Consider the following 15,630-nt stretch of genomic DNA (forward strand, 5'->3'; position numbering starts at 1 on the left):
GCGGCACTTCGGGGTTATATGATGAAGTCTCTCGGTAGTATCCGGCGTTCCTTCGCACCATGGGCGGACCCCGCCTCCAAGCCATTCATTTCCGTCAAGAACGTTACCAAGAAGTTCGGCGAGTTCACCGCCGTCGACGACCTGTCGCTGAACATCTACACGCGCGAATTCTTTGCACTGCTCGGCGCATCCGGTTGCGGCAAGTCGACCCTGTTGCGCATGCTCGCCGGCTTCGAGCAGCCGACGTCCGGCGAGATCGTTCTCGACGGTCAGAACCTCGCCGGCATTCCGCCCTATCGGCGGCCGGTCAACATGATGTTCCAGTCCTACGCGCTGTTCCCGCACATGACGGTCGAGAACAACATCGCCTTCGGTTTGAAGCAGGACGGCATGCCGAAGGCCGATATCGCCGAGCGGGTGGGGCAGATGCTGAAGCTCGTCAAGCTCGAGAAATTCGCCCAGCGCAAGCCGCATCAGCTGTCCGGCGGCCAGCGGCAGCGCGTAGCGCTTGCCCGTTCGCTGGCCAAGCGGCCCAAGGTGCTGCTGCTCGACGAGCCCCTCGGCGCGCTCGACAAGAAGCTGCGCGAGGAAACCCAGTTCGAACTGATGGATCTGCAGCAGGAACTCGGCCTGACCTTCGTCATCGTCACCCATGACCAGGAAGAAGCGATGACCATGGCCGACCGCATCGCCGTCATGAGCCACGGCAAGGTCGTCCAGGTGGCGACGCCGGCCGAGATTTACGAGGCGCCGAATTCGCGCTTCGTCGCCGACTTCATCGGCGACGTGAACCTGTTCGACGGCACGGTGACCGCGGCCGAAGGCGGTTCCGTTCGGATCGAAACGACCGGCGGCATTCCGCTTCGCATCGCCTCGGCCGAAAAACCGGCAAATGGGGCAAAGGCCGCCTTCGCCGTTCGTCCGGAAAAGATCAGGATCAGCCGCCAGCCGCCCGCCCATGCTCCGGTCAATGCGGCCGAGGGCGAGATCTGGGACATCGGCTATCTCGGCGACATGACCGTGTTCCACGTCCGCCTTAGGGACGGCAAGGTCGTCAAGGCGTCGTCGCTGAACGCGGTGCGCGCGGTCGAGGACCCGCTCGGTTACGACCAGCAGGTCTGGATCTCGTTCGGCGAGGATGCCGGCGTCGTCCTGAAGGATTGAAGCCATGGCGAAACTTGCCTCAGCCCTCATGAGCCGTCTGGTGATCATCGTCCCCTATGCCTGGCTGCTGTTCTTCTTCCTCATTCCCTTCTTCATCGTCTTCCGCATCTCGCTGTCGCAGACCACGGTCGCCATGCCGCCCTATACGCCGGTCTTCGATCTGGCCGGCGGGCTGGCGGGCATGCTGGAGAAGGCCCGCGAATTCTCCGTCGACAACTATGTCTGGCTGACCCAGGACGCGCTCTATTTCAATGCCTATGTGTCGAGCGTCGTCATCGCCGCCATCTCGACCTTCCTGACGCTGCTGATCGGCTATCCGATCGCCTACGGCATGGCCCGGGCGCCGCGCGCGATCCGGCCGATGCTGTTGATGCTGGTGATCCTGCCCTTCTGGACGAGCTTCCTGATCCGCGTCTATGCCTGGATTGCCATCCTGAAGCCCGAAGGGCTGCTGAACCAGTTCCTGATGGCGATCGGCGTCATCGACCAGCCGCTCATCATCCTCAACACCAATGCCGCGATCTATATCGGCATCGTCTATTCCTATCTCCCCTTCATGGTGCTGCCGATCTATTCGGCGCTGGAGAAGATGGATCACTCGCTGATCGAGGCGGCGCAGGACCTCGGCTGCACCCCGATCAGCGCCTTCTGGCGCATCACCTTCCTGTTGTCGCTGCCGGGCGTGGTCGCCGGCTGCCTGCTCGTCTTCATTCCGGCCGTCGGCGAGTTCGTCATCCCCGACCTGCTCGGCGGATCGGAGACGCTGATGATCGGCAAGACGCTCTGGAACGAGTTCAACGCCAATCGCGATTGGCCGGTCTCGTCGGCTGTGGCGATCATCCTGCTGATGATCCTCGTTATCCCGATCGTCTATTTCCAGAATGTCCAGGCCAAGGCCGATAGCGAGGGCAGATAGGACATGGAAAAGTGGTCCCGCTTCAATATCGCCTCCGTCGTGCTCGGCTTCGGCTTTCTCTACCTGCCGATCGTGCTTCTGGTGATCTTCTCCTTCAACGAGTCGAAACTGGTGACGGTGTGGGCCGGTTTTTCGACCAAATGGTACAGCCAGCTTTGGCACAATCAGGGGCTCCTCGATGCCGCCTGGGTGACCATTCGCGTCGGGCTGCTGTCGGCAACCTGCGCGACGGTTCTCGGCACATTGGCGGCGCTGGCGCTGGTGCGCTATTCGCGCTTCCGCGGACGCGTACTTTTCTCCGGCATGGTCTATGCGCCGCTGGTCATGCCGGAGGTGATCACCGGCCTGTCGCTGCTGCTGCTATTCGTGGCGATCGGGCTTGATCGCGGCTTCTGGACGATCACGCTCGCCCACATCACCTTCACCATGTGCTTCGTCGCGGTCGTGGTGCAGTCACGCCTATTGAGCTTCGACCAATCGATCGAGGAGGCGGCGCTTGACCTCGGCGCGAGCCCGGTCAGGACCTTCTTCGCGATCACCCTGCCGGTGATCGCGCCGGCGGTATTTTCGGGCTGGGTCCTGGCCTTCACCCTGTCGCTCGACGATCTCGTCATCTCGAGCTTCACCACCGGACCGGGCGCGACGACGCTGCCGATGAAGATCTACAGCCAGGTGAGACTCGGCGTGACGCCGGAGATCAATGCGATCTGCACCATCCTGATCGGTATCGTCGCCTTTGGCGTGGTCGTCGCATCGATCGTCACCAAGCGGCGGGAGGTCCAGCGCGAAAAGGATGAGCGCGCCGCTATTGCGGCCATCGGCTGAGCCTTATTTCGGAGCGACGAGAACGGAAAGCGGCGAGATCACCGCATTCGGCCAGGAGCCGCCGACGAAGAAGCGAACCGGTTGATTGCCGCTGGGCGCCTCGGCTTGAAGCGTTCCGGCAAGCGCGAGGCTGCCGTTGCGATAGGGGACAACGCCGGCGACGGACAGGTTTCCCGACGTTCCGGTGAAATCGGCCCGGTCGAGCCGCGCTGTGCCGTCGGCAAAGCTGGCCTTCACGTTCGCCACCTGGAAGTCGAAGCTCGCCTCATTCGCCTGAGAAAGCGAAAAGAACTCGCCCTTGCGGACGAGATCGGCGAAGGCGTGGGCATCGAAGCCGGCGATGCTGCCATTCGCCAGCGACAAGGTGAGATCGCCCCATATGTCGCCAAGTCCCGTGGCCCAGACGGGATGATCGGTACCGATGTCGATGCTGAGAATGCCCCGGCCGGCCGGCACCGGACCGTTCAGGCCGAAGCTGCCGAGCACTGCGCCGAAGTCGGCGTCCTTGAGGCGCGCCTGCAATCGGCCGCCATGGTCCAGCCCTTCATCAGAGAGCACGACGCGGCCGCTCAGGCTGCCGTTGGCGTAGTTGCTGTCGCCGATGTCGAGCGAGGCGCGCTTGCCATCGATCAACACTCCGGCGGCGACGTCGGTCAGGTGCAGGGGACCGGCGAGGACCTCCTGCGAGGAAAGGCGAACGTCCGTTTGCCAGGCAGCGACAAAGCTTTCCACCAGACGCCAAAGGCGGTCGTCCCGACCAAGCGGTGAAAGCGCGGCGACGGGAACGCCGTTGAGGTCGATGCGATCGAAGGCGAGCGTCCCTTCTATGCTCGGCGCCTTGCCGTCCGTAAGGGAGATATCGAGTACGCCCGTCGCGCTGGCGCCGCCCATGGTGAATGCCAGTTCGTCGAGCTTCAGCGTCTTCTCGCCGGTGGTCACTCTGGTGTCGATGCTGAGCCCTCCCGGCGGGAGCGTCGCTGTCGAGCCGCCGTGATACCACTCAGTGAGCGTTTGAAGGGAAGCTGCGGACATCTGCAGATGGCCGGACGCGAAGGGAACGGACGAAAGCTTGCCGACGCCCTCGAAGGAGAAGGTCAGCGGCGCCGATGTGATCGACGTCTTCAGCGGCGCGTTTCGTTTCGCCAAGAGCGAGAGCGGATCGTCGCAGACGAACGCCCAGGCGACCTCTTCGCCGCTCAGCCGTGCCGACAGTTGCGTGCTCAATCGTCCCGCAAAGGAGGGCCACTTGATCGTGCCGGAGATTCCCGGAATGTCGATGTCGCTGCCGTCAGCCATTCGGTCGAGCACGATCAGCCGGCCATTCTCGATCGCGATGTCGCCGAAGGGGCTTTCCTGAGCCAATGCGGCGGCTTCGGACGGGGCGAGCCAATGCGGCTTTTGCCAGTTGATCGTGCCGTCGGCCCGGCGCTCGATCGTGACGACGGGATCGACAAGGCTTATGTCCTCCAGCGTCGGATCGCCGAGAAGCGTCGAAAGCGGACTGAACGATGCGGTGATGCGGCCAATTTCGGCAAGCGGACGGGGTTCGGGCCCTCTGGTTTCGATCGTCGCCGACGGCAAGGTCAATAGCGGTTCGGGCCAGAGCCGGACGGTCGGTTCACCGTTGATCCTGCTCTTGCCGCCAGACCAGCTGTCGAGCGTCCGCTCCATCGCTGCGCGCACGCCGGTGGTCGAGACGAGCAGGGGCAGGGCGGCGTTGTAACCGAGGGCGAGAATGACCCCGCCTGCGGCAGACCAGACGAAATGGCGACGCTGCAGGCGCAGCCTCAAGACGCGCGATATTTTCCGGATGGGTCTGGACATTTCGGTCGGTCGGCATCGCCCTTGGTGAAACCGTCTGGATAGGCCTTGAAGAGGGCAAATGCAACTGACATGGAAATGTCGTCTTCAAGGAGGTGGCGCTGCCGTGCACGCTGTTTATTTTGCGTTGCAGCATGGTATAGAACAGGGCAGAGGGAGTGGAGGAACGCATGCAAACAGATCGACCTTTGTGGGTTCCGGATGCCGAGACGCTCGCGCGGAGCCCGATGGCGCAATTCATCACCTGGTGCGAAGCGCGCTTCGGCCGCAGGTTCTCCGACTACGATGCCTTTCACGGCTGGTCCGTGGCGGAGCGCGGCGATTTCTGGACTGCCGTTTGGGAGCATTGCGGCGTCGTCGGTGAGCGCGGCGGTCGAGCGCTGATCAACGGCGAGCGGATGCTCGAAGCCCGCTTCTTCCCCGACGCGAAACTCAACTTTGCCGAAAATCTGTTGCGTGGCAGCGGTGGCGATGACGCCTTGATCTTCCGTGGCGAAGACAAGGTCCGCTATCGGCTTTCATGGGACGAGTTGCGCAGTCTCGTCTCACGCCTGCAGCAGGCGCTGAAGGCGCAGGGGATCGGCGTCGGCGACCGTGTCGCGGCGATGATGCCGAACTTGCCGGAGACGATCGCGCTGATGCTCGCCACCGCCTCGCTCGGCGCCATCTGGTCCTCCTGTTCTCCGGATTTCGGCGAACAGGGCGTTCTCGACCGCTTCGGCCAGATCGGTCCAAAGCTCTTCGTCGCCTGCGATGGCTACTGGTACAACGGCAAGCGCCAAGACGTCGACGCGAAGGTGCGCGCCGTGGCGAAGACGCTTCGTGTGCCGACCCTCGTCGTCCCCTATGCCGGCGACAGCGCCGCACTTGCAGCGGCAATTGACGGCGGCGTGACGCTTGCCGATTTCATCGCCGCTTTCGAAGCCGAGCCGCTTGCCTTCGAGCGCCTGCCCTTCAGCCATCCGCTCTACATCCTGTTTTCCTCCGGCACGACGGGCGTGCCGAAATGCATCGTGCATTCGGCCGGTGGAACGCTTCTCCAGCATCTCAAGGAGCACCGCTTCCACTGCGGGCTGAAGGAAGGCGAGAGGCTCTTCTACTTCACCACCTGCGGCTGGATGATGTGGAACTGGCTGGCCTCCGGCCTCGCCGTCGGCGCAACCCTATGCCTCTATGATGGCTCGCCCTTCTATCCAGATGGCAACGTCCTCTTCGACTTTGCGGACGAGGAGCGCTTCGCTGTGTTCGGGACTTCGGCAAAATACATTGATGCGGTACGCAAAGGCGGGCTGACGCCGGCGACGACGCACTATCTCTCGGCGCTCAGGCTGATGACCTCGACCGGCTCGCCGCTTTCGCCGGAGGGCTTCTCTTTCGTCTATGAGGGGATCAAATCCGACGTCCAGCTCGCCTCGATTTCCGGCGGCACCGACATCGTCTCCTGCTTCGTGCTCGGCAACCCGCTGAAGCCGGTCTGGCGCGGCGAAATCCAGGGCCCGGGATTGGGCCTTGCCGTCGATGTTTGGAACGACGAGGGCAAGCCGGTGCGCGGCGAGAAGGGCGAACTGGTGTGCACCAGGGCGTTTCCGTCGATGCCGGTGATGTTCTGGAACGATCCCGAAGGTGCCAAGTATCGCGCCGCCTATTTCGAGCGCTTTGACAATGTCTGGTGCCATGGCGACTTTGCCGAATGGACGCCACATGGCGGCATCGTCATCCACGGCCGCTCCGACGCGACGCTCAATCCGGGCGGCGTGCGCATCGGTACGGCGGAAATCTACAATCAGGTCGAGCAGATGCCGGAGGTCGCGGAAGCGCTCTGCATCGGCCAGGACTGGCAGGACGACGTTCGGGTGATCCTGTTCGTGCGCCTCGCGCCGGAGGTTGCGTTGACCGAGGAGCTGACGCAGGCGATCAAGGCGCGAATCCGCGTCGGCGCCTCGCCCCGGCACGTGCCGGCGAAGATCATCCCCGTCGCCGACATTCCCCGCACCAAATCCGGCAAGATCGTCGAGCTCGCCGTGCGCGACGTGGTGCATGGCCGGCCGGTCAAGAACAAGGAGGCGCTCGCCAATCCCGAGGCGCTCGATCTCTTTGCCGGACTGGAGGCGCTGAAGACCTGAGGGGGCGGCGCCGGTTAGCCTGGACGCGCCCGCTGAATTAACCAAGCAATCCGACTTGCGGTTCGTTTCCTAAAATTGTCGGGTCTGGCGGTAAGGTCTTGTTAAGGTTTGCCGGAGCATGGTCGAGCCAACTGGAGGCCAGTTCATCAAGGCGCCGGTGCCGCAGCAGCGATGCTGTCACAGACATGACGTCCCGAGTTCTCGAGCATTTGTTGGTTAGCATGACTTCAAAGGCGGCCGCGAGCCGCCTCTTTTTTGCGCCTGTCCTATGAGCGGCGTTCGAGCGACCGCGACACCAGAATGACCGGGATCATGCCGCAGATGACGATGATCATCGCGGCGACCGAAGCATCCTCTACCTTGGCGCGCGACGCGTCCTCGTAGACGAGGGTGGCGAGCGTGTTGAAATTGAACGGCCGCAGCATGATGGTCGCGGAAAGCTCCTTCATCGTTTCGATGAAGACGAGCAGCGCCGATGTCAGCACCGCCGGGCGCATCATCGGCAGAAGCACCGAGCGTAGGGTCTGGCCGCCCGTCCGGCCGAGCGCGCGGGCGGCCATGTCGAGATGCGGCGAGAGCTTGTGGAAGCCGGCTTCCAGCGTTCCCTCGGCCATGGTTAGAAACCGCACCGCGCAGGCATAGACGATCGCAAAGCCGGTGCCGCTGAGGACGAGACCGGTGGAAATGCCGAAAAGGCTGCGCATCCATGCATCCAGGCCATTGTCGAAGGCGGCGAGCGGAAAGAGCACGCCGATGGCGAGCACCGTTCCCGGCACGCCGTAGCCGAACGAGGCGAGCCGCCCGGCGGCTTCGGTGAGCGGCGAGCGGCCGGTGCGGGCCGCATAGGCCATGACGAAACCCAGGAAAACCGCGACGAGTGCCGTCAGGCCGGAGACCAGGACGCTGTGCAGCAATGCGTCGAGGAGGCGCGGCGCCAAAAATTGGTCGAGCCGCTTCAATGCGTAGTTGCCGAGCACCAGGAAGGGGACGGCAAAACCGGAAAGAACAGGCAGGAGACAGACGAGCGTTGCAGTCCATTTCTTCCAGCCCGACAGCTCGAGGCGCACCGCGTCGTGGACGGCCGCCGTCGTCTTCTGGCTGGCGAAGCGCTGGCTGCGGCGGGCGGCACGTTCGACCATCATCAACGCGACGATGAAAACAAGCATGATGCAGGCGATCTGCGCGGCACCCGCAAGGCTGCCGCGGTTGAGCCAGGTGTCGAAGATAGAAAAGGTCAGGGTCTGAACGCCGAGAAATTCGACCGCGCCGATGTCGTTCATCGTTTCCATGGCGACGAGCGTCAGGCCGATCACGACCGCCGGCCTGGCCATCGGGATCTGGATTTTCAGGAAGACCTTGAGCGGCCCGGCGCCGAGCGTGCGGGCCACGTCGGCGGCCGCACGGCCCTGCATCAGAAACATCGAGCGGCAGGCAAGATAGATATAGGGATAGAGGACCGAGCTGATCACCAGCACCGCGCCGCCGAGCGAACGCACATCCGGAAACCAATAGTCCCGGCTCGTCTGAAAACCGAAGAGCGCCCGGATGAGGCCCTGGACCGGTCCGGTGAAGGTCAAGAGCTCGCCGAAGGCATAGGCCGCGAGATAGGCCGGGATCGCAAGCGGCAGCACGAGCATGGCGGACAGGAGCCGGCGCAGCGGAAATTCGCAGGTCGCCACCAGCCATGCCGTCACGATGCCGACGGCGGCGGTCACCGCGCCGGTCAGCCCGACGAGCATCAGCGTTCTGACGGTGGCGCGGGGAATGACGTTCTCGATGAGATGCGGCCAGTCCGCGCCGCCGCCGGTCACCGCAAGCCATGCGATGGCGGCGATCGGCATGAGCACGATCGCCGATGCGAGGCCGGACCAGCTTGCGAGCAGCCGATGCGTCAGTCCGATGCCCGACCTGGCATGGCGTCGCTTGAGGCTTTTGGCGGTGAAGTGCAAACGATCCGTTCCGGGGCAAGGTGCTGCTGGCGGCAGCCAAACTGGCTGTCGCGGGTCAACATTTCCTTACAGCATCGGCCCTCAGTTCGCCAAGACGCGTTGCGACGGGAAGGACACTTCGACCAGCGTGCCCTCGTTGGGCGCGGAGCTGATGGCGAACTGGGCGCGGTTTGCCTCGGCCATCGCCTTCGTCAGCGGCAGGCCGAGGCCGGTACCTTCGCCGCGCTTGCGCCCGCCGGTCGTCACCTGCCGGAACGGCTTCATCGCCTGGTCGAGCTCGTTGCGCGTCATGCCGATGCCCGTGTCGCGGATCCGGAGGATGACGCTGCCATTCGTCTCATAAGACGTCGACACGACGATCTGCCCGCCGGACGGCGTGAAGCGGATGGCGTTCGCCAGGATGTTGAGCGCGATCTGTTTGATCGAGCGGCCGTCGGCCACGACCTCCGGCACCGAACCGGACAGCGAGGTGCGGATGATCACCCGCTGGCTGTTGGCCTGAGGCTGCACCAGCGAGACCGCTTCGGAGACCGCCTCGTTGAGGTCGACGGCGCTGAAATCGAGCTCCATCTCCCCGGCTTCGATCTTCGAGATGTCGAGCAGGTCGTTGACAATGTCGAGCACATGCCGGCCCGACCGGCCGATGTCGCCGGCATATTCGATATAGCGTGGGTGGCCGACCGGTCCGAAATGCTCGCTCGCCATCATGTCGGAAAAGCCGATGATGGCGTTGAGCGGCGTGCGGATCTCGTGGCTGACCCGTGCGAGGAATTCGGTCTTGTGGGCGTTCGCGGTCTCGGCGGCACGCTTGGCGTTGCGCAGTTCCTCCTCGGTCCGCTTCCATTGGGTTATGTCGCGGATGACGGCGCAATAGCCGTTGGAGGAGGAGAGCCGCCCGATCGTCATGAACAGCGGAATGAAGCCGCCGCCCGCCTCCCGGCCGATCACTTCCCGGCCGTCGTTCAGCACGCTTGCGACACCATGGCCGGAAAGGCCGTGCAGATAGTCGATCACCGCCTTCTGGCTCTCATGCGCGAAGAGAGCGGCAAACGGCTTTCCGCGCATCTCCTCTTCGTCATAGTTGAAGAGCGCGCTTGCCGAGCGGTTCATCGTCCGAATATCGCCCTCCTGGCCGAGGACCACGACGCCGTCGGTGGCCGTCTCGAGGATCGAGCGGAGTTCGTCGATTTCCATCCTGAGCCGCGCCTCGGCCCCAGGCGGGGCCTCTGCCACGGGTCTGGCCGTCTCGACGGCCCGGGTGACGGCGGGGCTTAGCGCCAGCATCAGCGCGCTTCTCCCCTCCCACTGGATCGAGTGGAGATGGGCGCTGACCGGAGCGAGCTGACCATTGGCGCGCACCAGGGTCATCGTCCCGTCCGGCTCGCGCTCTCCGGATTCGCTGCCATAGGCGAAGAGGGCTTCCAGGCCTCCCTCCTGCTCGAAGGCGCCGAGCGTCGGGTAGCCGGTCAGCCGCAGAAATTCTGGATTGGCGTGGAGCAGCGCGTCGCCGTGATGAATGAGGAGCGCGACCGGCAGGCGGTCAAGGATTTCGCTGCTCATGCCGACGCCGCCGCGCGGGGCAGGGGGTGCCTCGCCGCCGGTCGTCGGAGCCGTCTCCTCCAGCCGGGCGGCGGTCGCGTCATCCGCCGACGTGCTTTCGGTGGTGGTGTCTTCTGCCGAAGTCAGGTGGCTCGCCGAGCGCGCATCATCGCTGCGCACCGCACTCGGCGGCGGCGTCGGCTCAACGAAATGCGCGCCGAGCTGCCGCGCGATTTCACGGAAGGCCGCCTGCTCGCCGCGTGTCAGCGCCCCGGAGCCCGCCGGCCGATGCTCATCGAGATCGATGACCTTGTCGGAGGGGGCGCGCACCGGAGCATCGACGATGCGAAGGGCGGGCCGTTCGCCGGCAAACGGGTCTTCCGCCGCCGGCGTGTCTCCCGCCGCGCCCTCCTCAGGTTCGCCCGGCGGGGCATCGGCCGAATCGGACGCCTGCAACTCCGCTTCCGTCGGATCTCCAGCGGCGTCGGAAACGCCCTCGGCCGGAGCTTCGCCCGTCATTTCCTCTTGGCGGGGCGCAAGGGCGAGCGCCAGGCCGCTCGCCCTTTCGTCCTCGACCGCGTCAGCGAGCCGCACGATGCCGAAGCCGCGGAAACCGTCGAACTCGCGCGAACGGGAATAGGTCGGCAGGGCGGCGAGGTCGACCGGCACCTTGAGGCTCGTCCCCTCGACCGGCCACAGGATGGTCTTGCCGGACCAGGTGTCGCGGCGATGCAGAAGCGCGTTGATCTTGTGGTCGGGATCGAGATCGTAGCGGTCCGCAAGCTCGGCGAAGGTCAGGCCCACCACTCCGGCCGATCTCGGGCCGACGGCGGCTGCGAATTCCTCAGAGATCTCGCTAAAGCGCCCCTCCGCATCGATTTTCCAGACGAAGCGGACGGCGCGGCTGCCCGGCGTGAAGGTGAAGTCCGACTCCGCAGTCGTGCCGCTGGCGGCGTGCGACGTCGCCACTTGCGGCCCGGACTCGGGAGTCCCTGCGCTCGCTATCGGCTCTGAAGTCTCGTCGCCGGACTGAAGCGCCGGTTCGCTCTGTTCTTCCTCGACCGGCGTCGTATCGGCCGGCTGCTCTTCGGTTGCGCCGAGCTCGGTTATCGATACGGTCTCCGAAGCATCTTCCTGCACCGGAGATTCGGCAGGCTCGTCCGGCGCGGCCGGCGAAGCGGCGTCTTGGCCGGTCTCGACCTCTGCCGCAGCCACGGCGATTGCGTCTGGCCCGTCCGTGGCGGTGGCCTCGCCGGTATCCGGCGCCTCCAGGGTCGCCTCGACGGCGAAGAGAAGATGGAGAGCCGGGTGGTCGGAAATCCTGCCGATTGCAGCAGGCAATTGCCCCTTCTCGGTCGCGACGAGGCGCTTGATCAGCCGGTCTTTCTCACGCGCCACCGCCGAGACGAGCGTCCGCCGGATGTCGTCCGACAGGCCCAGATGCTCGAATCCGGGCGATTGGGCGATGACGCTGCCGTCGTCGTCTAGCACGGCCATGTGCGTGTCGGGTCCGTCCAGCCCCGCGATCATCGCGGCGGCGCGGTCTTCTGGCGAAAGCGCCTTGCCGTTGTGCGGCGCGGTGAAGAGAACGGCGTCCTCGCCCGGCCGGATGCGGATCATCTCCACGGTCGCATTAAGCGGCAGCCTGCGGAAGCCGGCCGCGATCCGGATCAACAATTGGCGCCGGTCGCCGACGGCGGCAAGCTGCGCCGCGGCGGCGCGCAACTGGCGCAGCGACAGGTCGTTCGGATTGAGCGAACTATCGATGAAGTCGTAGACCGAAGCGACGCCGAACAGCTTGGCGCCCTGGTCGTTTGCCCACAGGACGCGCGCCAGATCCTTCGAGAAGAGAACCGACGCATCGCCGCGGGCAAAATGCTCCCGCACCCGTGCATGCACGGCAATGTCGATGAATGGATACTGTCTCGCGGGCATGGGCAGGCCTATTGACGGGGCTCTTGCGTGTTAACACTCTATTAATACCTGCCGCATCTGCGAGGGTCTAGCGACGGTCCTGCTCTCCACGCGCCTTTCGCCCCGCAAGGTTAACAGCGGCGGCTTTTGTGCAATGCACAATTTTGTTGCAATGCACAACAAGATCGATTATAAGACCGGCATCACTCACCAAGGCGCCTCTTAAGAGGGCCACACCAAGGAGCGCATACCAATGGCTACCAAGAAGACCGAAGACGCATTTTCCCTTTCCTTTGACCCGACGAAGTTCGCCGACAGCTTCCGCGAGTTTGCCGAAAAGGGCGCCGCGCAGTCGAAGGACGCCTATGCCAAGATGAAGACCGCCGCCGAAGAGGCAACGAAGACCGTCGAAGCGACGCTCGAAAGCGCCCAGTCCGGCTCCGTCGAGCTCGGCCTCAAGGCGATCAACGCGCTGCGCACCAATGCCGAGAACTCGCTCTCGCACATGGAAGCGCTGCTCGGCGTGAAGTCGCTCTCGGAACTCGTCGAACTGCAGACCGCCTTCATCCGCAAGCAGGCCGAAGTCGCCGTCGAGCAGGCCAAGACGATGCAGGAAGCCACCCGCAAGGTCGCCGAGAACGTTGCCAAGCCTGGCAAGGAAGCCGCCGAAAAGGTCGTTTCCACCTTCAAGAAGGCCTGATCGGTCCCTACTGCATGTCTCCTTAAATCGACCTCGATTTAAGGACAAGACATGCAGCAATTCAAAGTGCTACAGCGACCTTTGCGCGTCTGGTAAGACGCGCGGCGCTGTACGACCGTTCAAATTTGCTCAAGGGACCGGGTGCTTGCCATCCGGTCTTTTTGCTTGATAATCTGAAGTTAAGGCTTGCAAATCGGCTGAAGTGACCGTATGTGAGCCGCCAACGCGACGGCCCAAGCGATTTGGATCGCGCGCCCCGAGTGCGGTTGTAGCTCAGTTGGTTAGAGCGCAGGTTTGTGGCACCTGAGGTCGGTGGTTCGAGACCACCCAACCGTACCATTTCCCCTTCGAAAATCAGCGACGCGAATTCCCAGCAAGCGGGCCGTTCATTCGGCACCTCGGCGGGACCTCAAGCGCTTGCAACAAGCCAGTCCGCGAAAAGCCGCGCCTTCGACGAAGCGCGCGGGTGGATCTTAAGGTAAAAGCCCACGGGAGAGGGGATGCTTTCCGGAACAAGTTTCACCAGCCGTCCTTCCTCGATCAGGCTTCCGACCAGCCCGTCCCAGCCCAGCACCGCCCCGACGTCGTCCTGCGCAGCCTGAAGCGCGATCATGTAGTTGTTGACATAGAAACTGCGGCCCTTGGGCTCCGGGTATCCAAGCGCGGCAAACCAGTCGTCCCAGCTTGTCCAGCCTGTTTCCTTGCTGCTCGAGTGAATCAACGGTGCCTTAACCAGATCCTCAAGCCTGGTAATGCCATGCTCGGCGGCGAAACGGGATGTTCCCATAGCCACGATGTGGTCCTGAAAGAGAGCGCGGTATTCAACTCCGGTCCCCTGCGGATTGCCGTAATGGATGCTCAGATCGCAGCGGCCGGTCATTCCCGGCACGTCGCTGACGAGCTGCGAGACGGTAACGGTGGGATGGATCTTCCAGAAGGCCGAGATCTTCGGTGTGAGCCACAGCGAACTGATAGCCGTGGTGGTCCCGACCGTGACGTCGACCGTTTCCGGGCGCTCGCGCATCTGGGTGACGGCTTCGGAAATCGTCTCGAACCCCCGCTGAATCGCGATGAACAGAAGCGCTCCTTTCTCCGTGAGTTCGACGCCGCGGTGGTGGCGGAGGAACAGGCTGCATCCGAGGTCCATCTCCAGCGCCTTGATCTGGTGGCTGACGGCAGCCGGCGTCACATTCATTTCCTGCGCGGCCTTCTTGAAACTCGCATTTCGCGCCGCCGCTTCGAAGCAGATAAGCGCGGTCATGGAGGAGAAGTCATAGGGGCTTGGCATCCGGACCTCTGATGAATCGTTCCTGTCGGTGTGCAGACGCTTGAGGTTAGCTCACCTAATTCAAGATGAAATTTTATGCCGTTGTCAAACGGGTTCATGGGCAAGAATAATTCAGCTCAGTTTGAAGCTACGCACCTGGAATCAGCCCATGACAGTCAATTCGCCATCCGTCCATGAACTGCTTGCCCGCCGCGTCGCGGGCTTCAGCCTGGAGCAGCCCTTCTATACCTCGCGCGAGATCTATGAACTCGACCTCAAGCACATCTTCTACAAGGAGTGGCTGTATGCCGTTCCGGCCTGCCAACTCGCCAAGGCGGGCAGCTACGTCACATTGCGCGTCGGCGCCTATGAAGTGATCATCGTGCGTGGCCGTGACGGCGAGATCCGCGCCTTCCACAATTCCTGTCGTCATCGCGGGTCGCTGGTCTGCAAGGCGCGCGAAGGCCAGGTGGCGAAGCTCGTCTGTCCCTATCATCAGTGGACCTACGAGCTTGACGGCAAACTGATCTGGGCAAACGACATGGGACCTGGGTTCGACGCGTCGCAATTCGGGCTGAAGCCGGTCAACCTGCGCAATCTCGAAGGCCTGATCTATATCTGCCTGTCCGACACGCCACCGGACTTCGAACCTTTCGCACAACTGGCGCGCCCGTATCTGGAGGTCCACGAACTCAAGGATGCCAAGGTCGCCTTCACCTCGACCATCGTCGAGAAGGGCAACTGGAAGCTGGTTTGGGAGAACAACCGCGAGTGCTATCACTGCAGCAGGAACCATCCGGCGCTCTGCCGCTCTTTCCCGCTCGACCCGGAAGTTGCCGGCGTCCAGGCCGATGGCGGGGTGTCACCGAGGCTGCAGGTGCATTTCGACCGTTGCGCGGCCGCCGGCGCGCCGGCGCAATTCGTCCTTGCTGGTGACGGTCAATACCGTTTGGCACGCATGCCGCTCCAGGAAAAGGCATTGAGCTATACGATGGACGGCAAGGCCGCCGTCGCCAGAAACCTTGGCCGGGTTGCCCCGCCCGACGCCGGCACGCTCCTGATGTTCCATTATCCGTCGACATGGAATCACTTCCTGCCGGATCATTCGCTGACCTTCAGGGTCGTGCCGATCAGCCCGACGGAAACCGAGGTCACGACCACCTGGCTCGTGCACAAGGATGCCGTCGAAGGTGTCGACTACGACCTCAAGCGCCTGACGGAAGTCTGGATCGCCACCAATGACGAAGATCGCGAGATCGTCGAGACCAACCAGCAGGGGATCTTCTCTCCGGCCTATGTTCCCGGTCCCTATTCGCCGGGCCAGGAAAGCGGGGTGACGCAGTTCGTCGACTGGTATGCGGCCTGGCTCGAGCGCGCCGTTGCGCCGTTTCGGGTGGCGGCGGAGTGAGCGG

General features: G+C 63.6%; 10 protein-coding genes and 1 tRNA gene. 7 read left to right on the forward strand and 4 right to left on the reverse strand.

All coding sequences use genetic code 11. The annotated features are described in order from the left end of the window. The first annotated feature begins 21 nt into the window (after positions 1 to 21). From SS05631_RS01755 to SS05631_RS01765, 3 genes are read left to right on the forward strand one after another with little or no spacing between them, the layout of a single operon-like run. Positions 22 to 1,164, forward strand: a complete 1,143-nt coding sequence (locus tag SS05631_RS01755) for an ABC transporter ATP-binding protein (RefSeq protein WP_037424111.1) — start codon at positions 22 to 24, stop codon at positions 1,162 to 1,164. 4 nt (positions 1,165 to 1,168) lie between these two features. Then, entirely contained in the window at positions 1,169 to 2,080 is a 912-nt protein-coding gene (locus SS05631_RS01760; RefSeq protein WP_037424024.1) for an ABC transporter permease subunit, read from the forward strand. Between the two features lie 3 nt (positions 2,081 to 2,083). Beyond that, positions 2,084 to 2,905, forward strand: a complete 822-nt coding sequence (locus tag SS05631_RS01765; protein WP_037424027.1) for an ABC transporter permease subunit — start codon at positions 2,084 to 2,086, stop codon at positions 2,903 to 2,905. 3 nt (positions 2,906 to 2,908) lie between these two features. Here SS05631_RS01765 and SS05631_RS01770 read toward each other — a convergent pair whose 3' ends face one another. Further along, positions 2,909 to 4,729 carry an AsmA family protein gene (locus SS05631_RS01770; RefSeq protein WP_037424030.1) on the reverse strand — a complete coding sequence of 607 codons (1,821 nt, stop codon included), beginning with the start codon at positions 4,727 to 4,729 and terminating at the stop codon, positions 2,909 to 2,911. Positions 4,730 to 4,896: 167 nt separating this feature from the next. On the opposite strand from SS05631_RS01770, the gene SS05631_RS01775 reads away from it, so the two are divergent. After that, on the forward strand, positions 4,897 to 6,849 hold the full coding sequence (locus tag SS05631_RS01775; RefSeq protein ID WP_037424034.1) for an acetoacetate--CoA ligase: 1,953 nt from the start codon (positions 4,897 to 4,899) through the stop codon (positions 6,847 to 6,849). Positions 6,850 to 7,115: 266 nt separating this feature from the next. On the opposite strand, the gene SS05631_RS01780 is transcribed toward SS05631_RS01775, so the two are convergent. After that, on the reverse strand, positions 7,116 to 8,798 hold the full coding sequence (locus SS05631_RS01780; RefSeq protein ID WP_037424037.1) for an iron ABC transporter permease: 1,683 nt from the start codon (positions 8,796 to 8,798) through the stop codon (positions 7,116 to 7,118). A gap of 81 nt (positions 8,799 to 8,879) precedes the next feature. Continuing rightward, the gene (locus tag SS05631_RS01785) at positions 8,880 to 12,272 is read right to left on the reverse strand and encodes a PAS domain S-box protein (protein WP_037424039.1); all 3,393 of its coding nucleotides are present in this window, start codon (positions 12,270 to 12,272) and stop codon (positions 8,880 to 8,882) included. A gap of 232 nt (positions 12,273 to 12,504) precedes the next feature. On the opposite strand from SS05631_RS01785, the gene SS05631_RS01790 reads away from it, so the two are divergent. Beyond that, positions 12,505 to 12,951 carry a phasin gene (locus SS05631_RS01790; protein WP_037424041.1) on the forward strand — a complete coding sequence of 149 codons (447 nt, stop codon included), beginning with the start codon at positions 12,505 to 12,507 and terminating at the stop codon, positions 12,949 to 12,951. Between the two features lie 262 nt (positions 12,952 to 13,213). Then, positions 13,214 to 13,290 (forward strand) — tRNA-His (locus tag SS05631_RS01800). A 70-nt stretch (positions 13,291 to 13,360) separates the two neighbouring features. On the opposite strand, the gene SS05631_RS01805 is transcribed toward SS05631_RS01800, so the two are convergent. After that, on the reverse strand, positions 13,361 to 14,239 hold the full coding sequence (locus tag SS05631_RS01805) for a LysR substrate-binding domain-containing protein (RefSeq protein WP_037424044.1): 879 nt from the start codon (positions 14,237 to 14,239) through the stop codon (positions 13,361 to 13,363). Positions 14,240 to 14,387: 148 nt separating this feature from the next. Here SS05631_RS01805 and SS05631_RS01810 point away from each other — a divergent pair, with 148 nt between their 5' ends. Next, complete coding sequence (locus SS05631_RS01810; RefSeq protein ID WP_037424047.1) at positions 14,388 to 15,626, forward strand: aromatic ring-hydroxylating dioxygenase subunit alpha; 1,239 nt, start codon at positions 14,388 to 14,390, stop codon at positions 15,624 to 15,626. The last annotated feature ends 4 nt before the right edge of the window (positions 15,627 to 15,630 follow it).

Origin of the sequence: Sinorhizobium sp. CCBAU 05631, assembly GCF_002288505.1 — a bacterium.
In the GTDB taxonomy this organism is placed as follows: Bacteria; Pseudomonadota; Alphaproteobacteria; order Rhizobiales; family Rhizobiaceae; genus Sinorhizobium; species Sinorhizobium fredii_C.